Origin of the sequence: Synechococcus sp. MU1625, from assembly GCF_020514205.1 — a bacterium.
GTDB lineage: Bacteria > Cyanobacteriota > Cyanobacteriia > PCC-6307 > Cyanobiaceae > Parasynechococcus.
In genome coordinates, this window is record NZ_VTLA01000005.1 from 1 (window position 1) to 21,155 (window position 21,155).

20 protein-coding genes, 2 tRNA genes and 1 pseudogene are annotated in these 21,155 nt (G+C 60.7%); 14 read left to right on the top strand and 9 right to left on the bottom strand.

Annotated features, from left to right (window positions below):
• On the top strand, nt 1–2,605 hold a 2,605-nt coding region (gene infB / locus FZX13_RS09130; RefSeq protein WP_226409312.1), incomplete at its 5' end, for a translation initiation factor IF-2.
• Nucleotides 2,606–2,619: 14 nt separating this feature from the next.
• A pseudogene (locus tag FZX13_RS09135) lies at nt 2,620–3,180 on the top strand (low-complexity tail membrane protein); the annotation flags it as partial.
• A 672-nt stretch (nt 3,181–3,852) separates the two neighbouring features.
• Here FZX13_RS09135 and FZX13_RS09140 read toward each other — a convergent pair.
• Nucleotides 3,853–4,125: a DUF3493 domain-containing protein gene (locus tag FZX13_RS09140; protein ID WP_166017945.1), complete on the bottom strand. Its 273-nt coding sequence runs from the start codon at nt 4,123–4,125 to the stop codon at nt 3,853–3,855.
• Nucleotides 4,126–4,168: 43 nt separating this feature from the next.
• Here FZX13_RS09140 and FZX13_RS09145 point away from each other — a divergent pair.
• Nucleotides 4,169–4,241: transfer RNA gene (locus tag FZX13_RS09145), tRNA-Thr, on the top strand.
• A gap of 114 nt (nt 4,242–4,355) precedes the next feature.
• Here FZX13_RS09145 and FZX13_RS09150 read toward each other — a convergent pair.
• Both FZX13_RS09150 and FZX13_RS09155 read right to left on the bottom strand, forming a co-directional pair.
• The gene (locus FZX13_RS09150; protein WP_226409314.1) at nt 4,356–5,480 is read right to left on the bottom strand and encodes a hypothetical protein; all 1,125 of its coding nucleotides are present in this window, start codon (nt 5,478–5,480) and stop codon (nt 4,356–4,358) included.
• Nucleotides 5,414–6,466, bottom strand: a complete 1,053-nt coding sequence (locus tag FZX13_RS09155; RefSeq protein WP_226409316.1) for a hypothetical protein — start codon at nt 6,464–6,466, stop codon at nt 5,414–5,416. Before FZX13_RS09155 ends, FZX13_RS09150 begins: the two co-directional genes overlap by 67 nt.
• Nucleotides 6,467–6,556: 90 nt before the next feature.
• Between FZX13_RS09155 and FZX13_RS09160 the strand changes: the two genes are divergently transcribed.
• The 5 genes from FZX13_RS09160 to FZX13_RS09180 all read left to right on the top strand — a co-directional run bounded on the left by FZX13_RS09160 (nt 6,557) and on the right by FZX13_RS09180 (nt 11,821).
• Complete coding sequence (locus FZX13_RS09160; RefSeq protein WP_226409317.1) at nt 6,557–7,504, top strand: bestrophin family ion channel; 948 nt, start codon at nt 6,557–6,559, stop codon at nt 7,502–7,504.
• Between the two features lie 17 nt (nt 7,505–7,521).
• Nucleotides 7,522–8,130: a succinate dehydrogenase cytochrome b subunit gene (locus FZX13_RS09165; RefSeq protein ID WP_226409319.1), complete on the top strand. Its 609-nt coding sequence runs from the start codon at nt 7,522–7,524 to the stop codon at nt 8,128–8,130.
• Nucleotides 8,127–10,046 carry a fumarate reductase/succinate dehydrogenase flavoprotein subunit gene (locus FZX13_RS09170; RefSeq protein ID WP_226409321.1) on the top strand — a complete coding sequence of 640 codons (1,920 nt, stop codon included), beginning with the start codon at nt 8,127–8,129 and terminating at the stop codon, nt 10,044–10,046. Before FZX13_RS09165 ends, FZX13_RS09170 begins: the two co-directional genes overlap by 4 nt.
• Nucleotides 10,043–10,771 carry a succinate dehydrogenase/fumarate reductase iron-sulfur subunit gene (locus FZX13_RS09175; RefSeq protein ID WP_226409323.1) on the top strand — a complete coding sequence of 243 codons (729 nt, stop codon included), beginning with the start codon at nt 10,043–10,045 and terminating at the stop codon, nt 10,769–10,771. Before FZX13_RS09170 ends, FZX13_RS09175 begins: the two co-directional genes overlap by 4 nt.
• A 270-nt stretch (nt 10,772–11,041) precedes the next feature.
• Nucleotides 11,042–11,821, top strand: coding sequence for a prohibitin family protein (locus tag FZX13_RS09180; RefSeq protein WP_115022265.1), 780 nt, complete (start codon nt 11,042–11,044; stop codon nt 11,819–11,821).
• 40 nt (nt 11,822–11,861) lie between these two features.
• Here the strand turns inward: FZX13_RS09180 and FZX13_RS09185 are convergent, their stop codons facing one another.
• The 5 genes from FZX13_RS09185 to FZX13_RS09205 all read right to left on the bottom strand — a co-directional run bounded on the left by FZX13_RS09185 (nt 11,862) and on the right by FZX13_RS09205 (nt 14,624).
• Nucleotides 11,862–12,134 carry a hypothetical protein gene (locus FZX13_RS09185; RefSeq protein ID WP_226409324.1) on the bottom strand — a complete coding sequence of 91 codons (273 nt, stop codon included), beginning with the start codon at nt 12,132–12,134 and terminating at the stop codon, nt 11,862–11,864.
• Nucleotides 12,135–12,367: 233 nt separating this feature from the next.
• Complete coding sequence (locus FZX13_RS09190) at nt 12,368–12,523, bottom strand: hypothetical protein (RefSeq protein WP_226409326.1); 156 nt, start codon at nt 12,521–12,523, stop codon at nt 12,368–12,370.
• A gap of 99 nt (nt 12,524–12,622) precedes the next feature.
• Nucleotides 12,623–13,504: a tRNA glutamyl-Q(34) synthetase GluQRS gene (gene gluQRS / locus FZX13_RS09195; RefSeq protein ID WP_226409328.1), complete on the bottom strand. Its 882-nt coding sequence runs from the start codon at nt 13,502–13,504 to the stop codon at nt 12,623–12,625.
• A 51-nt stretch (nt 13,505–13,555) separates the two neighbouring features.
• Nucleotides 13,556–13,831, bottom strand: coding sequence for an HU family DNA-binding protein (locus FZX13_RS09200; RefSeq protein WP_006850925.1), 276 nt, complete (start codon nt 13,829–13,831; stop codon nt 13,556–13,558).
• Between the two features lie 133 nt (nt 13,832–13,964).
• Complete coding sequence (locus FZX13_RS09205) at nt 13,965–14,624, bottom strand: MBL fold metallo-hydrolase (protein ID WP_226409329.1); 660 nt, start codon at nt 14,622–14,624, stop codon at nt 13,965–13,967.
• A gap of 54 nt (nt 14,625–14,678) precedes the next feature.
• On the opposite strand from FZX13_RS09205, the gene FZX13_RS09210 reads away from it, so the two are divergent.
• On the top strand, nt 14,679–16,757 hold the full coding sequence (locus FZX13_RS09210; RefSeq protein WP_226409331.1) for a glycogen-debranching protein: 2,079 nt from the start codon (nt 14,679–14,681) through the stop codon (nt 16,755–16,757).
• A 4-nt stretch (nt 16,758–16,761) separates the two neighbouring features.
• Here FZX13_RS09210 and FZX13_RS09215 read toward each other — a convergent pair.
• A tRNA-Gly gene (locus tag FZX13_RS09215) sits at nt 16,762–16,832 on the bottom strand.
• 130 nt (nt 16,833–16,962) lie between these two features.
• Here FZX13_RS09215 and FZX13_RS09220 point away from each other — a divergent pair.
• The 5 genes from FZX13_RS09220 to plsY all read left to right on the top strand — a co-directional run bounded on the left by FZX13_RS09220 (nt 16,963) and on the right by plsY (nt 21,155).
• Nucleotides 16,963–18,291: an MFS transporter gene (locus FZX13_RS09220; protein ID WP_226409440.1), complete on the top strand. Its 1,329-nt coding sequence runs from the start codon at nt 16,963–16,965 to the stop codon at nt 18,289–18,291.
• A complete protein-coding gene (locus FZX13_RS09225) occupies nt 18,288–19,037 on the top strand; it encodes an ABC transporter permease (RefSeq protein ID WP_115093215.1) in 750 nt (249 codons plus the stop codon). Before FZX13_RS09220 ends, FZX13_RS09225 begins: the two co-directional genes overlap by 4 nt.
• Nucleotides 19,034–19,441, top strand: coding sequence for a DUF3119 family protein (locus tag FZX13_RS09230; protein WP_226409333.1), 408 nt, complete (start codon nt 19,034–19,036; stop codon nt 19,439–19,441). The genes FZX13_RS09225 and FZX13_RS09230 overlap by 4 nt, the downstream gene beginning before the upstream one ends.
• 113 nt (nt 19,442–19,554) lie before the next feature.
• On the top strand, nt 19,555–20,562 hold the full coding sequence (locus FZX13_RS09235; protein WP_226409335.1) for a DUF3086 domain-containing protein: 1,008 nt from the start codon (nt 19,555–19,557) through the stop codon (nt 20,560–20,562).
• Nucleotides 20,559–21,155 carry a glycerol-3-phosphate 1-O-acyltransferase PlsY gene (plsY, locus tag FZX13_RS09240; protein ID WP_226409337.1) on the top strand — a complete coding sequence of 199 codons (597 nt, stop codon included), beginning with the start codon at nt 20,559–20,561 and terminating at the stop codon, nt 21,153–21,155. Before FZX13_RS09235 ends, plsY begins: the two co-directional genes overlap by 4 nt.

Consider the following 21,155-nt stretch of genomic DNA (forward strand, 5'->3'; position numbering starts at 1 on the left):
AACCCGTGCTGGAGCCCCCAGCAAGCCCGGAGCCCCATCACGCCCCACCCCCAAGCCCGAACTGGTGGGTAAACCCGTGCCCCGTCGCCCTGCTGGCACCGGCGTTCCCCAACGCCAGGGGGGACCGAGCAGACCGGGAACCCCCACCCGACAAAGTCGACCAGGGATGCCCCCACGCAGTGGCAACACCCTGGAACTGGTTGGGAAACCGATTCGTCGCGACGGCAGCACGACCGGCAGCGGACGTGCGGGTGCTCCCACCCGTCCAGGAGCTCCTGGGCGTCCAGGAATGCCCGCTGGAATGCGCAAACCGGTGGCTCCCGGTGAGCTCATGCAGCTGCAGAAGCCGGTCGGCCGACCGACGGCACCGGCCCCCCGCCGTCCCGACGCACCGACCAAAGCCGGTGCAGGGACAGCCACACCCCCCGTGGCACGTCCGACCGCTCCATCGGCACCACGTCGTCCGAGCTTCCGTCCTGGCGGTCCTGGTGGCCAGCGACGTCCCGGTCGGCCGGATTGGGATGACAGCGCCAAGCTGGAAGCCCTGCGCAGCCGCTCGCCGCAGAAGCAGCGCCAGAAGGTCCACATCATCGGAGAAAACGATGATTCGCTGGCGGCACAGACCGGCGGCTTCGCCGGGGAACAGGAGAACATGGTTCTCTCGGCGAGCCTGGCTCGTCCCTCAAAACCCAAATTGCAGCAGCGCACGGCACCCAAGCCGGTGGCGGCGATGCGCAAGCGCAAGAAGGAAACCGCCCGTCAGCGCCAGCGTCGGCGTGCCATGGAGCTGCGGGCAGCCCGGGAAGCCAAGCAGGTGCGGCCCGAAATGATCGTGGTGCCGGAGGACAACCTCACGGTGCAGGAACTAGCCGACATGCTGAGCGTCGAAAGCTCGGAGATCATCAAATCCCTGTTCTTCAAGGGGGTCATCGCCACGGTCACCCAGACCCTGGATATGCCGACGATCGAGGCCGTGGCCGAAGAATTCGGTGTGCCGGTGCTCCAGGACGACGTTGAGGAGGCTGCGAAGAAGACCGTCGAAATGATCGAGGAAGCCGACAAGGCTCATCTGATCCGACGTCCTCCTGTGGTCACCGTCATGGGCCATGTCGACCACGGCAAAACCAGCCTGCTGGATGCCATCCGTCAGGCCCGCGTCGCTGCGGGAGAGGCCGGAGGCATCACCCAGCACATCGGTGCTTATCAGGTTGAGGTTGAGCACAACAACGAGCCGCGAAAACTCACCTTCCTGGACACCCCTGGCCACGCAGCGTTCACCGCCATGCGGGCTCGCGGCACCAAGGTGACGGATGTGGCTGTGCTGGTGGTGGCTGCTGATGACGGCGTCCGCCCTCAAACCCTTGAAGCCATCAGCCATGCACGGGCTGCTGAAGTGCCGATCGTGGTGGCGATCAACAAAATCGACAAAGAGGGTTCATCTCCCGAGCGGGTCAAACAGGAGCTGTCCGAACAAAACCTGCTGGCGGAAGACTGGGGCGGCGATGTGGTGATGGTGCCGGTGAGCGCCATCAAGGGCGAGAACATCGACAAACTGCTGGAAATGCTGCTACTGGTCACCGAAGTGGAAGACCTGCAGGCCAATCCAGATCGTCTGGCCCGCGGCACCGTGATCGAGGCACACCTCGACAAAGCGAAAGGCCCAGTGGCCACGCTGCTGGTGCAGAACGGCACCCTCAAGACCGGCGACGTGGTCGCCGCTGGTCCGGTGCTTGGCAAGGTGCGCGCCATGGTGGACGACAACCGGCAACGGCTGAAGTCAGCCGGTCCCTCCTTCGCCGTCGAGGCCCTGGGCTTCAGCGAGGTCCCCACAGCCGGTGATGAGTTTGAGGTGTACCCCGACGAGAAGTCGGCCCGGGCTGTTGTGGGCGATCGTGCCTCCGATGCCCGTGCCACACGTCTCGCCCAACAGATGGCATCGCGACGGGTCTCGCTCACGGCCATGTCCGGTCAAGCGAATGACGGCGAGCTCAAGGAACTCAACCTGATTCTCAAGGCAGATGTTCAGGGCTCTGTGGAAGCCATCCTCGGATCGCTCGAACAGCTGCCCAAAGATGAGGTTCAGGTGCGTGTGCTCCTGTCCGCACCCGGTGAGATCACAGAAACCGACGTGGATCTGGCCGCCGCATCCGGCGCTGTGATCGTGGGCTTCAACACCTCCATGGCCTCCGGAGCCAAGAAGGCCGCAGATGCCACCGGGGTAGACGTCCGCGATTACGACGTGATCTACAAGCTTCTGGAGGACATCCAGATGGCAATGGAAGGTCTACTGGAGCCGGAGCTGGTGGAAGAAGCCCTGGGCGAAGCCGAGGTGCGCGCTGTGTTCACCATCGGCAAAAGTGCCGTTGCCGGTTGTTATGTCAACACTGGCAAGCTGCATCGCAACTGCCGGGTGCGGGTCCATCGCGGGAAACAGGTGGTCTACGAGGGAGACCTCGACTCCCTGCGTCGCAACAAGGACGACGTCAAGGAAGTGGCCACAGGCTTCGAATGCGGTGTCGGCACCGATCGGTTCGCCAATTGGGAAGAAGGCGATCGCATTGAAGCCTTCAAGATGGTCACCCAACGTCGCAAACTCACCACCTGACCCCGCAAGCGATCGTGCAGCCCCGCAGCGAGCCACTGCTCTGGCTTCAGTGCCTGGCTCTTGGAGCCATCCCACTGGAACTGCTGGTGATCCGCCTGGTTCTAGCCGGCGCGGATCCGGGACCTGTGCCTGGTGTGGAGCGATTTCTGATCTGGGGCGTCGGGGTTCTGGCTCCGACTGTGGCGTTATGGCGGCGCCCCGCCGACTGGGGATCACTGCTGCTGGTGCGTCAGCCGCTGGCCAGCCGCAGCAGCGATCAACTCCGCATCAGTGCATCGCACAGCGGTCTCAGCAGCCGCATTGCTGTAGTAGCTGCGGCGGTCATCCTGCTGCCCACCCTCTGGTGGCTCGATGATTCAGCAGTGCTGGTGAATGAATTTTCTCCGGTTTCGGGCCAGTCCCGCCTCGTCAGCCTGTTGCTTGTCAGTCCGCTGCTGGGGCTGATCGTCTGGCAGTTGCAGCAGTTGGTTCAAGCCGCAGCGGTCTTGGTTGGTTCGGCAACAACAATTGCGGCTGCTGATTCAACCTTCCGGGCTGAAGCTGTTGCATCGCAACGCACCAGCCTTGGCCTGCAGCTGCTCAACCTCCCCGCCCTGGACTGGCCTGAGGCTCAGGCAGACCCAAGCACTGAAGGCATCGTTGAGGAGGCGGACGTCGACGCGCCAGCCATTGATGAAGACAGCCAAGACCAGGACAAAAGCGAAACCGATCCGTCCAACAACGAGATTCCCGACGAAAACATCGACGCGGAACCCGCGGAGCCGGAGACGGATGACGGCACTGAAAATGAGACCACCGTTCAAGACAGCACAGACATCAACCGGGGGATTCCTGAGGACTCTGTTGAAACCGAAGCCAACGACACGGATCAAGCCGTTGAGGTGGCGGAGGTCGACGCATCAGCCAGTGATGACGTCGACCGAGACATCGACGCATATAAAACGGAAATCGATCAACCGAACAACGAGATTCCCGACGAAACCATCGACGCGGAACCCGCGGAGCCGGAGACGGATGACGGCCCTGAAAACAAGATCACCGAACAAGAGAGCAAAGACAACACCGCGAAGATGTCTGTGGAATCTGCTGACATTGAGCCTGAAGAGCTGGTGCTGAACAACGAAGACAAGGAGGTCAGCACCGAGTCAGAACTGGATGTCGACAGTGCTGAAGATGACAGTGCTGAAGATGCCGTTGAGGCTGAAGTCGATGCTGCTGCAAACGCCAACCCATCGGCTTCGCCTGAATCAATCTCCACTGCTTCCACTCCTGTCCCGGTCGAACCAGAGCAGCCCGGAGAAGAGGAGGAGAGCACCGCCCTGGATCCCGAAATCAGCCAAGTCGACACTGTCGCCAGCGGAAGCACGGAAGGCCATGGTGAACAGGCCGAGCCCAGCGGAGGCAAAGAGAGCGAACCAGAGCAGTCGTCGGAGCCCCCGCCAGGGAGTCTGTGACTCTTTGAGCAATCGCTCCCGCAACGCGGGATCCAGGCTGGATTTGGAGCGCTGATTATCGGACAAACGTCCCCGTTGGATTCAGAGCAAATGTTAAATTGCTCACGACGCCGATGTAGCTCAGCCGGTAGAGCAACGCTTTCGTAAAGCGTGGGTCGCCTGTTCAAGTCAGGTCATCGGCTTCACATCATGTTTAAAGTGCTTTCAGCACTGGTTCACGGTGTTTGTTGGTAACGCTCTTAGCATTTAAGTCGAACGATCTGGTCACAACACATCAGACCGCCTAATTTCACGCACTAACGACAAAGTGCAGCAAGGCCAGGAATGGCACATAGCTGCTCACCCGTTTGGATGGTTCCGTCTGCCAGCAATCCCCAGGGAACAATCCAATGCTGAGGATCAACAACATCGAGAACACCACGCGCTTCTGGATTGGGAATAAAAATCACCTGTCTTTGTTTCAGCTTCAGGCGATCACGCAACCAAGATGTATAAACCTGAGACTCGAGCAACTGCTGATAGGAGCCATCACGAATAATCTCCTCAAAACCCGCTGTCACAGCATCAGCCAGCTCCATGTTGTCGGGGCTGACATAAAAGAAACCCGCAAATGGATAGACCACAAGAACATGAGGATCAAGAACCACTCCATCGGAAAAGCGATTAACGACTTCCTGTTCACCCTCAATTTCTGCTACCCCACGCAACAGCAGATCAACCCTCTGCTGATCAACGAGTCGAAATAAATTATCCCCAGATGTTTCAAATGTTCGCAACCCAGCCGCATCAAAAATATCCAGCTCGCTCCAACCACTCCCCTGCAGCAGAGTCAGAGCACGTAATTCCTTCAAGTTGTCGACAGATGCCAACCTTGGCAAGCGCTTGTCGTGGGTCCAACCAACACGAAGCCCCAAGACACCGCCAGTAATGGGAATCGGAATGACCCGCAAACGCGCGTTCAATGATCGACCTGCACCGTAGGCACCGATCGTGATGGCATGGGGGTTTTTGCCTCCCACCAGCTGGCCTGATGCCAAGGCATCAATGGCTGCATCCTGCGACAGATCTTCAGCAGTTAGACCAAAGGCAAAATCAACTCCACTGCGCTCCATAATCAAGCGCAACAGCTGTGTTTTGAACTCCCGTTCCGTATCACCGAGATCACGACCAAGCACTACCGGGAGCACACCATCAGGGAGGGACTGCACTTCCACTGCCGTTAATAAATGCTTATTGTCGAGATCGAGCTGGCCTTCCGAAAATCTTGGGCGGATCGCGAGGAAGGCTGCCACCACTACCAGCAGACTCAGAACAACCGAAGCAGCTGTTTGCGAACCAAAGCGAGGTACAGACATCAGCTCGAGGGAATAATCAAGTAAACACCAAACAAAGTGAAAGCCAAATAACTTGGCAATAGACAACGCCGCAAAATCCCAGATACACGCTTCGAATACTCAGCCAGATGATTATCAATAACCTCATCCGCACCTACTACATAAAGAATACCGAGAAAAATAATGATCTGAAGATTGCCGATAAATCCACTCATAGCTGTAACGGGAAGCTTCCCGGCAATAAAAACATAATTACCACCTGCAGAAACAACCGCAGCAAGGATCAGATCATCACGACTGCGGCTAATCAGCAGCGCCATGCAGCACAGGCCAACTGCAAGAATGTATCCAAGAAAATCAGGGGTGAACCACAGCAAACTCACCCGTTCCAAATGCATCTGAAATACAACCGTGTGCTGACGAATCAACGACAATCCAGACTCGATCCCCGAGCCCAGGTCACTCATCAGTGACACTTGAGAAGGGAAGGCTTCTGAATCATGCAACAACCAACCGGGCAGAATTAATCCTGGGCTCAAAGAGAAGCCATTGGATGGCACCACCTCCAAAGCAGTCGGGTTCAACGGATCGAGGAAGCCAATCTCAACCTTCAAGTGCTGGCTATCAAAGGGGTAGCGACTCAGCTGCCAGCGTTGGACCGCCTGCGTACGAATGCGGTAGAGGCTCCAGACACGACCATCGGCACGAGACTCTCGACGCACCCGTTCAAAGCGCTGCACATCACCGTCATGAATGCCATTCAGGACGGTGATGTCATCACTGGGATTCTGATCCTCAGGACCCGACCAAATCGACCACAAAAAAAGTTGTACTGAAAAGCGATTTTCAAGTAGATCAAGATCACTCAGGTTCGTGACATAAGCGCCAACTTGCAAGATTCCTGGGGACCCACTCTGATCCTCAGGCGCATCAATCAGAGTTTGAGCAAGCCTGTCCCAGTCAAAAGCCGGAGGGGATGTGTTTGCAGGCAGAGATGGGGTCTTGTGCAGCAAGGGGTGCAACAACAAGCTGATAACAAGCACTGTTGCCACCAACGGGATCAGCCAGCGCATGCGACGGGACGAGAGGCGCACGTCCGGCCACCAAGAACTCTTCGCACGATGACAAGGGCAATACTTGAAAACCAGCGCCGTGCACGTTCTGTGATCCTTTCCTCAAGAGGCCTGGCCTTCGAACCAGGCAACTACGGGAACCCGGCGGCCACGAACCAACGCGACTACTGGCGTGTGGCGTTGCAACTGGTGAAGCGGGCGAAAGTGGACCTGGCGATGCTGGTGCTGATGAGTGTTGTGCTGATCCCGCTCGACATTCACCTCAAGGACTGGTTGCTCAGCACGAAGGCAGTGGCGGTACTGGGCATCGCCATGTCGATCTTCATCGGTTTCCGCAACACCCAAGCCATTAGCCGTTGGTGGGAAGCGCGAACACTGTGGGGAACAGTTGTAAATAAAAGCCGTGTCTGGGCCGACGGCCTGCGCGGGTTGCTCAACGAGCAGCAATGGCGCAGTGCACGAACACAGCAGTTGGTGCAGCTTCAGGTGGCCATTGTTTGGCAATTGAACTTTCAATTGCGCAACTTCTGGCATCCAGACCTAGATCTGATGCGGCAAGAACTGCTTGATCAGCTCGCACTGCCAGACGACAGCACAGTTCGAAGCCTTTCGGTTCAACGAATGATGGGCATTCAGAAACTGGCCGAAGATCAATGGATCACCGAGTGGGGCCGCAAGCATTTGCTGGAGATCAGTGATGCCATGACCGATGCCGTTGGCGGTCTCGAACGGATCCGCAACACCCCGATTCCACCGCCCTACGACCTCTTCGTTCGTGTGATCAATTGGGTGTTCGGAACCCAGTTGCTGCTGTCGTTTGAAAGCCAGGGGTCAGCGCTTACGGGAATTCTGCTGTTCTTCGGGTTCCTCATTGCTGAGCGCATCGGGGCCTATGTGGAAGGGCCTTTCGATCGAGACGGCAGCAGCTTTTCAATGCCCCTGAATACGATCTGTGTGGGAATCAGTGAAGACCTGATGCCGAGAGAACTCAACTACGGCAGGTATCGTCCCAGCCGAAATCCTGTGTTTTGGGATTGATTCAGGTGCCAAACGTGATGCGCATTGGATCGGCCATCAGCGGGTTGCTGCTGGTGCTGTTTCTTGTGGTTCATCTGGCCGGTTTGTTGCCCGCCCTGATCGCACCGCTGAAGTTCGAGCTGTACGCCACGACCCTGCATCACCAGCCGTGGCTCCCTCTGCTGGAGGTCAGCTTGGCCACCACCGCAACCATTCATCTGGTCTTCACCGTCGCCAAAACGCTTCGAAATCGTCGCGCTGGCAATACAGCTGCGCTGCGCAGCCGTCGTGGTCGACCGCTCGCGGCTCTCGCCAGCCGCAGCAAAGTCGCTGCAGGAATCATCACGCTGGGATTCCTAACCCTGCACCTGCAGCAATTGCGTTGGCCCCGTCCTGCAGACGGATTGGAGAGAGAGGCATTGATGCAGGTGCTGCAGCAACCGATCAGCCTGCTTGTTTATGCCGCCGGCAGCCTGGCCATCGGGCTGCACCTTCTGCACGGTGCTGAGGCAGCACACCGCAACCTGGGGCTGCTGACCCCGGTTAATGGCCCCAGCATCCGCTGGGGGGGGCGCCTGCTGGCGTCTGTCATCGGAGGAGGCTTCCTGCTGATCAGCCTGGGACTTGCTGTCGGAGGATTGGCATGAGCAGTGGTTGGCCTGACCCCAGGATTCCCTCCGGTCCGCTCGCCGATGCCTGGCGACGGACCCGCGAAGGGCTGCCGCTGATCAGCCCCCTGCGCAAAGGGCAGCTGGATGTGCTCGTGGTGGGCACCGGCCTGGCGGGGGCTTCCGCCGCCGCGACCCTGGCCCAGCAGGGCTACCGGGTGACAGTGCTCAGCTTCCACGACAGCCCCCGCCGCGCCCATTCGGTGGCGGCCCAAGGGGGCATCAATGCCGCACGTTCTGTGGCGGTGGATGGCGACAGCGTCAGCCGCCTGTTCGCCGACACGCTCAAGGGAGGCGACTTCCGGGCCCGGGAAGCGGGCTGCCAGCGGCTGGCGGAAATCAGCAGCGGCATCATCGACCAATGCGTCGCCCAGGGGGTGCCGTTCGCGCGCGAATACGGCGGCAGCCTGGCCACCCGCAGTTTCGGCGGTGCTCTCGTAAGCCGCACCTTCTATGCCCGTGGTCAAACCGGCCAGCAATTGCTCTACGGCGCCTACCAGGCCTTGATGCGCCAGGTGGAGCTGGGTCGCGTCCAACTGCTGACCCGCCGGGACGTGCTCGAGCTAATCACCGTGGATGGGGTCGCCCGCGGTGTGGTGGCGCGCCATCTGCTGAGCGGTGAGCTGGAGGTGCACACCGCCCGCACTGTCCTGCTCTGCACCGGTGGCTACAGCAACGTCTACTTCCTCTCCACCAATGCGCTCAAGTCCAACACCAGTGCGATCTGGAGAGCCCACTGCAAAGGAGCCCTGTTCGCCAATCCCTGCTTCACCCAGATTCATCCCACCTGCATTCCTAGTGGAGATGTCTTCCAAAGCAAGCTGACACTGATGAGCGAAAGCCTGCGCAACGACGGGCGGGTCTGGCTGCCCAAAAAACCGGACGAGACACGATCTCCCGATGCGATTCCTGAAGAGGAGCGCGACTACTTCTTGGAGAGGCTTTATCCCACCTACGGCAACATGACGCCGCGGGACGTCGCCTCCAGGCGAGCCAGGGAGCTTTGCAACGCCGGGCATGGCGTCGGCCCGGGGGGGCGATCGGTCTACCTCGACCTCACCGATGCCATCAAAGCCGAAGGTCGCGAGGCCATTGCTGCGCGCTACGGCAACTTGATGACGATGTACGAGCGGATCAGTGGCGACGACCCCTACAGCAAGCCGATGCGGATCTATCCCGCCCCCCACTACACAATGGGCGGCCTCTGGGTCGACTACCACCTGATGAGTTCGGTCCCAGGCCTCTTTGTGCTCGGGGAAGCGAACTACTCCGAGCATGGCGCCAACCGACTCGGGGCCAGCGCCTTGATGCAAGGGCTTGCCGATGGCTACTTCATCGCGCCGTCCACGGTCACGGCCTGGCTGGCGAGCACACCGGCCGAGGATCTCTCCACCGACCACCCGGCCTGCCGCGAGGCCCTGGAGAGCACCCGCACCCGGATCAGCCAATTGCTCAACAGCAAGGGCAACACCCCGGTGGACAGCTTCCATCGAGAGCTGGGAAGCGTGATGATCGACCGCTGCGGCATCAGCCGCCATGCCAATGGTCTGCAGGAGGGGCTGCAGCAGGTGCGATCCCTGGAACAGCGCTTCGACACTGAAGTGCGGGTGCCCGGCGACGCCAGCGGTCCCAATGCCGAGCTAGAGAAAGCTCTGCGGGTTAAAGACTTCTTCGGGCTTGCCCAATTGATGCTGCGGGATGCCCTGGCCCGAGAGGAGTCGTGCGGCGCCCACTTCCGCGAGGAACACCAGAGTGAAGACGGTGAAGCCCGTCGCGACGATGCCAACTTCGCCCACATCGCGGCATGGCGGCACAACACAGACGGAGAGCCGATCCGCCACAGCGAACCGCTGCAGTTCACCACGCTGCAACCCAGCACCCGGAGCTACAAATGAAACTCACCCTGCGCATCTGGCGCCAGAGCAGCGCCGATCAACCCGGGACACATCAGAGCTATCTGCTGGAGAACGTCTCCCCCGACCTCTCCCTGCTTGAAGCACTTGATCAGCTCAATGAACAACTGATTAGCTCTGGAGAACGGCCCGTGAGCTTCGAGCATGACTGCCGCGAAGGGATCTGCGGCAGCTGCGGCTTCCTCGTGAATGGCCAGGCCCATGGACCTCGGACCGCCACATCGGTGTGCCAGCTCTACCTGCGGGAGTTCAGCGATGGCACGGTGCTGACCCTGGAACCCTGGAGCGCACGGGCCTTCCCTACAATCCAGGACCTGATGGTGGACCGCTCCGCCTTCGACCGCCTCATCGCCGCCGGGGGCTACTGCTCCACAGGCACTGGTCAGGCCCCGGATGGCAACGCCTTGCCGGTGGGGAGGGAGCAAGCCACGAGCGCCTTCAGCACAGCGACATGCATCGGTTGTGGTGCCTGCGTCGCCAGCTGCCGCAATGCCTCAGCCAGCCTGTTCGTGGCCGCCAAACTGGCGCATTTGGGTCAGTTGCCACAGGGGCAACCGGAACGGGCCCGACGCGCCGATGCCATGCAGCGCCAGATGGAGGCAGAGGGCTTCGGAAGCTGCAGCAGCAACTTGGAATGCGAAGCGGTCTGTCCACAGGACATTTCTGCTGACTGGATCAGCTGGATGCACAGAGAAGTAAGGAGCTAATTCAATGAACGGCAAGCTCCTCGTTGCAGGCATTGTTGGATTCTTCCTTCTGTTCTTTGTGATGGAGTCCTGGTTGATGAGGGGCCTTCCCCACTGATCTTCAGGAGCACAAACGATCCAGGCCTACACCAAACAACAGAACTGACCACACTGCTCATCAACGAAGCAACAAAAATTGCAGCAGACCCAACCCAGAAATCCCCAGAATATTTTTTCATCACAACCAACAAGGGATCACTAATATTTTAATTATCGATTCACGCCATCATCATGCAATCCAAGGGCCAACCAGAGCAGATCACAAAAACAGTGGTCGGCATCACGACGGTCTTCATTGGTGGCATCGCCCTCTTATCGACTGTTTTCGTAGTTCCCGCTGGCGAAGTTGGCGTTGTCACAACCCTGGGGAAAGTCTCCGATACCCCTCGAGAACCAGGCTTGAATTTAAAACTACCTTTCATCCAATCGACCCATAACTTCAGCGTAAGAACACAAGTTATTCCCGAAAAATTTTCGACACTCACCAAGGATTTACAGGTAATCGAAGCAACAGCAACGGTGAAATACGCCGTCAAACCTGGGGAGGCGCCAAGGATTTACAGCACCATTGCCACCGACGATTCTGCAATCTATGCAAGGGTGATTCAGCCATCACTGCTGAAGTCTCTGAAGTCGGTGTTCTCGAAGTATGAACTCGACACCATCGCAACTGACTGGAACAACATCTCCACCCTTGTGCAAGAAAGCGTCTCAAACGAACTGAGCAAATTCGACTATGTGGCCGTGAAGGGCCTCGATATCACTGGCCTCAAGATCGCCGAAGAATACAGAGCAGCAATCGAACAAAAACAAATTGCTCAACAGCAGCTTCTACGCGCAAAAACAGAGGTTCAAATTGCAGAGCAAGAAGCCCTGAAGTTTCAAACATTGACCAAGTCGCTTAATGACAGCGTCCTCTACAAGCTCTTTCTCGATAAGTGGGACGGCAAAACCAAGGTGGTACCGCCCATCCGCGGGGGAAGCACAACACCGGTCATTGTTGGTCAATGACAGGACGTGGGAGAAACACATCGGCGACCAGGCTCTCGCTTCAGAGCCCAGCGCAGCCGCGGGTTGCAGCCTGCAGATCCACAACGGCCTGAGCACCGCGGCCAGCCTTCAGTTGCTGCATGATCAGGTCGGCCTGGACGCCCAGCAACAGCGTCTGACAGGGGTACGCACTGCGAGCCGATGCCCGTCGCTGCAGGGCTTCCGCCTCAAGCAGAGCCTGTTGACAGAGCTGGTGGTGACCCGCTTCAAAGCAGCGCTGGGCTCGTGACTGAAAGGCGGCCAGAGACGAAGCCTGGGCCGCCGGGACCAGCATGCCGAGAGCCAGCAGGACTGTGACGGAGCGCGTGAGCAGGGCTCAGGGGGGCGATTTACTGAGATGATGCCGCAACAACGATCAATCACACCGCCGTGTACACAGACTGGACTGCCCTTGCTCTGCTGCTGTTCACTGCGGTGCCTCTGTTGATCGTCGTAGCGACAGCGACCTACTTCGTAATCCAGAACGACAAGAAAACTCCCCTGGGCTGAGTTTCAGCCCACTGAAGCTCAGCCCAGGGGACGGGTCGGGCAGCTGAGTTTGGCCAGACCAGGGGCGTTGATCGGCTGGTGGTTCAACGGTGCGGACTGCACAGCTGAACTCAGCTGTCCAGTTCCAAGACAGACAATGCAGGTGCGGAAGCGATCACCCGAAACACGCTGCATTCCACTGCCCCCACAAACGGTGCAAGTGCACATGATCCCAAGGATCAGAAGATGAATTCAGTTTGAGGCGAAATCCCTCGAGCGATCCCGAAGTGATCCTTAAGAAATCACCGTATTGATCTCCTGATGCGTCAAGTCTTCGAGCAACTCTGTTGCACTAAGCCGCGCATCGGGGTCCACCAGCTGGAGGCCCGAGGCCAAGCGTCCGACAACCATGGCTGCATCCATCCCCGCGGCACGAAGCGATTCCAAACCTGAACTAGCGACTCGCTTGGAGAGTTTTTGTCCTTGGGCATCGCGCAGCAGCGGGCCATGCCGAAACAGGGGCGGTTGTTGACCCAAGGCATCAAACAAGCTGTGCTGGGCCGGCAACGCTTCCCGTAGATCGGCACCACGCACTACATCGGTAATGCCAAAGCTGAGTTCGTCGATCACGGTGGCGAGCTGATAGGCAATGAACCCGTCGGCCCGGCGCAGCACCACATCACCACTGCCGTGGGGGTCATCATCTGCGACCCGCAAGCGCCAACTGGGGAGCCGCTGCTGCTGCCAGCCCCAGGCGTGCCCAGCCTGCCGGCAGATCCCGGGATAGATCGGTTGATCGGCCAGCTCCCGCCGGGAACAGCGACAGGCAAAAAGACGACCGGAACGACGCAACCACGACAACCAGGAGTGATAGATGCCACGCCGTTCGCTCTGCAGCACAGGGGGGCCATCCCAAGACAGACCCAGCCAGGCCAAATCCCTTTGGATCGACTCAACTGCACCGGCGCGATTGCGCGGTGTGTCGAGGTCGTCAATGCGCAGCAACCAAGCACCACCGGCCTGACGTGCTGCCAACCACGACAGCAGAGCCGTCTGCAGATTGCCGAGATGGAGAGCCCCAGTGGGCGACGGGGCAAAACGACCGCGGTAGCCACCACCAGCCCACAGGGCTCGGCCCGCCTCCAGATGCTGCTGCAGGTGCTCCGGAACAGACATCAAAAAAGGCGACCCATCGGGCCGCCTGGAGAACGAAAGGTGAACCGTGGATCAGCCCTGAACGCGATCTTTGAACATCTTGCCGGCGGTGAAGGCGGGAACACGCTTGGCAGGAATCGCGATCTTCTCTCCGGTCTTGGGGTTCAGACCCTGACGGGCAGAACGCTCACGGGGCTCAAACGAACCGAAACCCAGGATGGAAACTTTCTTGCCTTCAACCACAGAGTCGATGATCGTGTCGATGGCGGCGTCGACAACCATGGAGACGTCGGTCTTGGTGAGCTCGGTGCGAGCAGCCACCAGATTCACCAGATCAGCTTTGTTCATTGGTTAGAGAGAGTCGGGGGGCGGGAGACGGCTCAAAAACGGCGTAGTGGTCTCGCCGCTGCCTTCCCCAAGCGGCCCAATCGTATGGAGAGCAACCGGTTGCTGCAAGCGAAAAGTCCTGTGCCGCAATGCTTTAGCAGTTCTGCGCAACATCACGCCACCCACCAAAGGGAACAAGACGCTCCCCACGCAGGGCACCGAGTGCAGCCCCAGACAACAGATGGGGACTGGCATCTGGGGGAATCCAACCCTTGAGTTTGGCCAGACTGTTGAGCTGTCTGGACCAGTGAAAAGTCCGGGCATGGCGCATGGGTGCGAGCTGCCCTGGAGCCCATGGCGTCAGCAAACGCCCGCAGAACAACAGCTCATTTGGTGCCGGTGCGAACACCACACAGCTTCCCGGCGTCGGACCCGGCGTCCACAACAGCCGCACTCCAGCGACGGTGGTGTGCTGCTCAACGAAGGTCTCCAACGGCTGAACATTAGGCAATAGATAAGCCTCCTGTTCTTGCACCAGCACCGGCCAGCCCAAACGCTCCTGCAGGCGACGCAGGCGCCCATGCCCTTCACGACTGGTCAGCAAGATCCTTGGGATGCGCGTTCCCGCCAGCTGACGCAGGGCGGTGAGGCTGGCCTCCGTCAACGGCGGACAGTCCACCAACACCGGCTCGGGATCCAGATCCAGCCACCAGGCGCTGCCGCCCTGACTGTCGCGGTTGGGCGGAAACAACCAGAGGTTGTCGCGCAGCTGCTGCGGCGGCCGACCGGCCTCAAGTGTGGTGGTCATCGCCATCGCTTCACACAACGGACCAAACCACTAGTTTGAAGTCGAGATGCCCCAGCAGCCTTGAGTGGCATTCACACCGGTTCTCCCTGGCCCCTTGGCAGCAGCATTACCACCAGGGGTGTGAACTTCGTGTTGGCGGCCCCCGGGGCCGACCGCATCGAATTGCTGCTTTACGTCAACGGCAATGACCGCGGTCCGGAGCGGGTGATCGAACTGGATAGTCGACGTCACCGCTCCGGCGACTACTGGCACGTGGAGGTGGAAGGTCTCGGCGAGGGCTGCTGTTACGGCTACCGCGTCTTCGGGCCTCTGGCTGCGGGGGAGCACGGCTTCCGCCCCTCCAAGGTGCTAGTGGACCCCGCCGCTCGCGCCATCAGCGGTTGGGATGTCTACGACCGGGTGCTAGCCACCGGTCCCTCGCCCAACGCCCACGCCTGCCTCAAAGGGGTGGTCTGCGAACGGGATCTGTTCGATTTTCAGGCCCATCCCCGACCGCGCAACAGCTGGCAACGCACGGTGATCTATGAGCTACATGTGGGCGGCTTCACCCGCCGGGAGGATGCAGGGGTCGCCGTTGAACACCGTGGTACCTACCTCGGACTGATCGAAAAGCTGCCCTACCTCACGGAGCTAGGCATCACGGCGGTTGAGCTGCTGCCGGTGTTCTGCTTCGACCCTGCAGATGCCCCCCCCGGACGCGACAATGTGTGGGGCTACAGCCCCTTGAGTTGGTTCACACCGCACCACGGCTACTGCAGCAGTGGCGACCCGCTGCAGGCCCGTCATGAAGTGCGCCAACTGGTAGCCGCCTGCCATGACGCCGGCATCGAAGTGCTGCTGGATGTGGTCTACAACCACACCACCGAAGGCAACCGCCATGGCCCCACCCTGAGCTGGCGCGGCTGTGCCGACGACGTCTACTACCACCAGAACGAGGTCGGCGAGTATCAAGACGTGAGCGGCTGCGGCAACTCGATCGCCGCCAATGCACCAATCAGCACCCAGCTGATCCTCGAGTCGATGCGCTGCTGGGCCCTGGAGCTGGGGGTGGATGGCTTCCGCTTCGACCTGGGAATCGCTATGAGCCGCGGCGATCAACTCAAACCCCTGGACGAGCCACCCCTGTTCGCGGCGATGGAGGCCGATCCTCACCTAAGCGACCTCAAGCTGGTGAGTGAACCGTGGGATTGCGGCGGCCTGTATCGGCTAGAAGACTTTCCCGCCGAGCGGATCGGCACCTGGAACGGCCATTTCCGCGACGGGGTGCGTCGGTTCTGGAAAGGAGACGAGCACAGCACCTGGACCCTGGCCCAGCGGTTCAAGGGCAGCCCTGATCTCTATGACGGCAAACCGGTCGCCCTGGGGCGTTCGGTGAACTTCATCACCGCCCATGACGGCTTCACCCTTGCGGATCTGGTGAGCTACAACCGCAAACACAACCTGGCCAACGGCGAAGACAACCGCGACGGCGAGAACCACAACAACAGCTGGAACCATGGCATTGAAGGCCCCAGCAGCAATCCCCTAGTGCAAACCCTGCGTCGGCGTCAGCAACGCAACCTGCTCAGCTCACTGCTGTTGGCCCGTGGCGTGCCGATGCTGCTGATGGGAGACGAAGTGGGCCGCAGCCAGGGGGGCAACAACAACAGCTGGTGCCAGAACAGCCCGCTTGGCTGGATGGTCTGGGATGAAGACCACTGCGACCTGGAACTCAAGCAATTTCTGCAACGCCTGCTGCGCCTGCGCCAGGCCCTGCCGCAGCTGTTTAACCCTCTGGTGCCGCCGCGGGAGAGCAACCGCAAATCAGCTCAACAACAGAGCGATCTTTGGCGTCAATGGCACGGAGTAAGCCTGGCCAAACCCGACTGGGCGGCCTGGAGCCGCACCACGGCCACCAGCCTCCACAGCGGCAGCCGCGGCGCACTTCTATGGATGGGCTTCAACGCCTACAAGGAAAGCCTCAGTTTTGAGTTGCCGATTCCGGCCTCCCCTTGGAAGCGGGTGATCGACACGTCGTTACCCAGTCCCAAAGATTTTCCGGCAGAACCGGCCAGCTTCAGCGGTGTAGAGATTCCGCTGCAGAGCAGAAGCTTCGTGCTGCTGCTCGCCGATGAGGAGACAACCGATCTTCGGTTGTAAACAGAGCGGGTGACGGGAATCGAACCCGTGTCATCAGCTTGGAAGGCTGAGGTCTTACCATTACACAACACCCGCGCAGTACAAACGAACCAGTGCCGCAGGGCTGGTGGTGTCGTGAGTACGCGTTCATTATGGCAATTCGCCTGCCCGAAGCCTCCGAGTGACACCGACCGACGCATCCCTGCAGGGGTCTCGCCGCAGGCTGATGCTCGCCTACGGCCTGGGCGATGCCGGTACTGGACTTGCCGCAACCCAGCTGGGGTTCTATCTCTTCCCCTTTTTCATCTGCGCCGCAGGCCTACCGGCTTACATCGCCGGATCCCTGCTCACAGTGAGCAAAGTCTGGGACGCACTGAATGACCCGATGATCGGCTGGCTGAGCGATCACACCCGTAGCCGCTGGGGGCCGCGACTGCCCTGGATGCTGACCGCAGCCCTACCGCTGGGGATCAGCCTGGCAGCGATGTGGTGGGTCCCCCCCGGGGATACCTGGCAACGCACGGGCTACTACGCGGTAATGGCGATCCTCTTAATGACCGCCTATACGAGCGTCAACCTCCCTTACGCCGCGCTCAGCACCGAACTAACGCCGGACACCGCCATTCGCACCCGCCTCAATGCGGCGCGATTCACCGGATCGATCCTGGCTGGCCTCAGTGGACTCGTCGTGGCATCGGTGGTGTTGACCGATGGCGGCGGGGGCTACCTGGCGATGGGCCGCATCACGGGCAGCATCGCCGCCATCGCCACGCTGCTCTGCTGCTGGGGACTCGCCCCTTACGCCAAACGGGCCCAGCGCCCAGTAGCCACCAGCGAAGCACCTATGCAGCAACTGAAACGGGTGCTGGCCAACCCCCGTTTCCGCCAAGTGCTGGGGCTGTACGTCCTGCTCTGGTTCGGCCTGCAACTGATGCAGGTGGTTGCCCTGATCTGGCTGGTGCAAGTGGTGCATGTGCCCGCCAGCCAGTCCACCTGGATCCTGCTGCCCTTCCAGATCGCCGCCCTGCTGGGCCTTCAGCTCTGGAGCACCCTCAGCAACCGCAACGGCAGGGTGGCCGCCCTGCGCTGGGGCGCATGGCTTTGGATCACGGCCTGCCTGCTGTCGATGGTGTTCCCACCCCTGCCGGCGGATCCCGGCCTGCCGCAACTGCTGCCGCTGGTCGGCCTGATTTCCCTCGTAGGAGTGGGGGCCGCCACCGCCTATCTGATCCCCTGGTCGCTGCTTCCCGATGCCATCGACGCCGACCCGAGCAAACCCGCCGGGCTTTACACCGCCTGGATGGTGTTCGGCCAAAAGCTGATCATCGGCCTAACCATGTCGGTGTTCGGCAGCCTGCTCTCGCTCACGGGGTACATCTCCGCCAAAGGGGGCGACTGCAGTGGAGCCCTGAGTTTTATCGAACAACCGTTTTCAGCCCTGCTGGCGATCCGCATGTGCATGGGCCTGCTTCCAGCCATCCTTGTGCTCTGCGGCCTTGCAGTGATGCGAGGCTGGCCTGACCGAGGAGCCCATCTACAGAAGGCCGCCGGATGAAGACGCCCCGTTCGATCAAACGCCTGGGATCCAGCCTGCTGATCGGGGGGCAGGCCGTGGCAGCCACCCTGCGCGGACGCATCGATCGAGGGGAGCTGTTCGATCAACTTTTGGAGGCCGGCCCAGGCAGCGTGCTGATCGTGCTGATCATTTCCGTAGCTGCAGGCTCGGTGTTCAACATTCAGGTCGCCGCCGAACTCACCCGCCAGGGAGCGGGATCGACGGTGGGCGGCATCCTCGCGATCGGCCTGGCCCGGGAAATCGCTCCCCTGCTCACCTCATGCCTGCTGGCCGGGAAGGTGGCTACTGCCTACGCAGCCCAGCTGGGCACCATGAAGGTGACGGAACAGATCGACGCCATCACGATGCTGCGCACCGATCCGGTGGAGTACCTGGTGGTGCCCCGAATGATCGCCATGGTGGTGATGGCACCGGTGCAGTGCTTCTTCTTCTTCCTCGTTGCGGTGTGGTCGGGCCAACTCACCAGCACGGCCCTCTACAACATCCCGCCGGCGGTGTTCTGGACGTCGGTGCGCACCTGGATGGACCCCCTTGACCTGCCATTCATGCTGGTGAAGGCTTTGGTTTTCGGGCTGATCATCGCGACGGTGGCCTGCGGCTGGGGGCTGACCACCCGCGGCGGCCCCAAGGAAGTGGGCACCAGCACCACCGGCGCGGTGGTAATGATTCTGATCCTGGTGGCCCTGATGGATGTCGTTCTTACCCAGGTGCTGTTCGGAACATGAGTTCAACCCCCACCCCCGTCACCCTCAAGCCGGACGTGCGGCTGCCGCTGCTGGTGGTGGGCCTCGGACTGGCACTGCTGCCGTTACCGCTAACCCCCTGGCCCACGTTGGTCGTGTCGCTATTCGGACTATTTCTGCTGATCCAGAGCGCCAGCCTGCGCCTGGAATTTAAGGAGGAGGCTCTGATCGTCTGGCAGAACGGCCGCGAGCTGCGCCGATTCCCCTACGACCAATGGCTGAGCTGGCGGCTGTTCGCCCCCTGGCTGCCGGGCCTGTTCTATTTCCGTGAAACCCAGAGCATTCACTTTCTACCAATCCTGTTCAGCCCAAAGGAGCTGCGCGAACAACTGGAACTGAGGGTTGGATCCCGAGAAGTGCCCAACAACGACACGACCACGCCCTAGCCTCAACACGATTTCGTATCGAAATAGTGAATAAATCGAATCAATATCGTGCACCAACAGCACAGTTGTGATGCCGACTTTTTTTCTGCGGCCCCTTCGGCTGGAATAGAGGGATGGAGAGCACGGCAGCTGACGCAATGCCCGACGACACCGACCTGACCAGCCAGGCGCCTGAAACGGAGCAAGCCTCTACGGAATCAACAGGTGACCCCAACAGCGCAACCAGCTGCGAGCCAGACGCGGCGGAGACCAACCCCGTAATGGAGTTGGCTCTCAAGGACCTGCAAATCCGCCGCGATGCGCTGGAGGCGGAAATCACCGCCCTAACCAGCCGTAAAGAGCAGCTCGAAACCGAGCTCAAGGCCAACTTCGCCGGCCAGTCCGACGCCATCGCCCGCCGCGTGAAGGGCTTCCAGGAGTACCTGGGCGGCGCCCTGCAGGATTTGGCGCAGAGCGTGGAAAACCTGGAGCTGGTGGTCCAGCCCATGGTGGTGAAGCCATCGCCCCTGGATCAGACCGCAGACAGCGCTGCGGCGCCATACAGCAGCGGTGAAAGCACACCGCCTCAGGCGGTGGCGGACACCTTCCGACCCGACGAAGAGCTGATCCGCCAGACCCTGGAGCGGTTCCTCAAACAGCCCGACGTCTACGCCGATCCCTGGACTCTGCGGCGCAGCATCGACGACCGTGACACGGCCCTACTTGAAGACTGGTTTTTCAATCAAGGCGGACGCGGCGCCCAGCCCAGCCGCGGCACCCGGCCCCGCAACATCCTGGTGAGTGCCGCCCTGATCGCGGTGATCGGCGAGCTCTACGGCGATCAGTTCCAATGCCTGGTGCTGGCCGGCGGCCCCGAACGTCTCGGCGAATGGCGGCGGGGCCTGCAAGATGCCCTCGGCCTGGGCCGGGAAGACTTCGGCCCCAGCAGTGGCATCGTGCTGTTCGAACGCCCCGAAGCCCTGGTGGAACGGGCCGACCGGCTGGAGGAGCGGGGCGAAGTGCCACTGATCCTGATCGACGCCGCTGAGCGCAGCGTCGACATCCCTGTGCTTCAGTTCCCCCTCTGGTTGGCCTTCGCGGCCGGACCGGGTGAACGCCTCGACGACGACGATCTGCTGTGATCCTCACTGCTCTGCTGCTCCTGGCCATCGGCTACCTGCTGGGAGCCACCCCCAGTGGATACCTCGCCGGCCGCTGGCTCAAAGACATCGACCTGCGCGACTGCGGCTCCGGCAGCACCGGCGCCACCAACGTGCTGCGCAACGTGGGCAAGGGGCCAGCACTAGTGGTGTTTCTGGTGGATGTGGGCAAGGGCGCCCTAGCGGTGCTGCTGGCCAAAAGCGTTGGACTCAACGACTGGGTGCAGGTGCTGGCAGGCCTGGCCGCGTTGGCGGGGCACATCTGGCCGGTGTGGCTGGGCTGGAAGGGCGGCAAGGCGGTGGCCACCGGCTTCGGCATGTTTCTCGGCCTGGCCTGGCCCGTGGGGCTGGCCTGCTTTGGCCTGTTCATGGCCACGATCAGCCTGAGCCGAATCGTGTCGCTCTCCAGCGTGGTGGCCGCCATCGGCCTGCCGATGCTGATGGTTCTCTCCGGTGGCAGCAGCGCTTATGTGGTGGTGTCGTTGGTGGCCAGCCTGATGGTGCTGTGGCGGCACCGCAGCAACATCGAGCGGCTGCTGGCGGGCACCGAACCCAAAATCGGGCAGAAAGCCTGA

What these genes read in the sequence shown, in the direction of transcription:
- FZX13_RS09175 (WP_226409323.1), top strand. Translation starts at nt 10,043, where the DNA reads ATGAAACTCACCCTGCGCATCTGGCGCCAGAGCAGCGCCGATCAACCC.
- FZX13_RS09220 (WP_226409440.1), top strand. Translation starts at nt 16,963, where the DNA reads ATGCTCGCCTACGGCCTGGGCGATGCCGGTACTGGACTTGCCGCAACC.
- gluQRS (WP_226409328.1), bottom strand. Translation starts at nt 13,504, where the DNA reads ATGTCTGTTCCGGAGCACCTGCAGCAGCATCTGGAGGCGGGCCGAGCC.
- FZX13_RS09205 (WP_226409329.1), bottom strand. Translation starts at nt 14,624, where the DNA reads ATGGCGATGACCACCACACTTGAGGCCGGTCGGCCGCCGCAGCAGCTG.
- FZX13_RS09230 (WP_226409333.1), top strand. Translation starts at nt 19,034, where the DNA reads ATGAGTTCAACCCCCACCCCCGTCACCCTCAAGCCGGACGTGCGGCTG.
- FZX13_RS09170 (WP_226409321.1), top strand. Translation starts at nt 8,127, where the DNA reads ATGAGCAGTGGTTGGCCTGACCCCAGGATTCCCTCCGGTCCGCTCGCC.
- FZX13_RS09225 (WP_115093215.1), top strand. Translation starts at nt 18,288, where the DNA reads ATGAAGACGCCCCGTTCGATCAAACGCCTGGGATCCAGCCTGCTGATC.
- FZX13_RS09180 (WP_115022265.1), top strand. Translation starts at nt 11,042, where the DNA reads ATGCAATCCAAGGGCCAACCAGAGCAGATCACAAAAACAGTGGTCGGC.
- FZX13_RS09190 (WP_226409326.1), bottom strand. Translation starts at nt 12,523, where the DNA reads ATGCAGCGTGTTTCGGGTGATCGCTTCCGCACCTGCATTGTCTGTCTT.
- FZX13_RS09155 (WP_226409316.1), bottom strand. Translation starts at nt 6,466, where the DNA reads ATGCGCTGGCTGATCCCGTTGGTGGCAACAGTGCTTGTTATCAGCTTG.
- FZX13_RS09165 (WP_226409319.1), top strand. Translation starts at nt 7,522, where the DNA reads ATGCGCATTGGATCGGCCATCAGCGGGTTGCTGCTGGTGCTGTTTCTT.
- FZX13_RS09200 (WP_006850925.1), bottom strand. Translation starts at nt 13,831, where the DNA reads ATGAACAAAGCTGATCTGGTGAATCTGGTGGCTGCTCGCACCGAGCTC.
- FZX13_RS09185 (WP_226409324.1), bottom strand. Translation starts at nt 12,134, where the DNA reads ATGCTGGTCCCGGCGGCCCAGGCTTCGTCTCTGGCCGCCTTTCAGTCA.
- FZX13_RS09235 (WP_226409335.1), top strand. Translation starts at nt 19,555, where the DNA reads ATGGAGAGCACGGCAGCTGACGCAATGCCCGACGACACCGACCTGACC.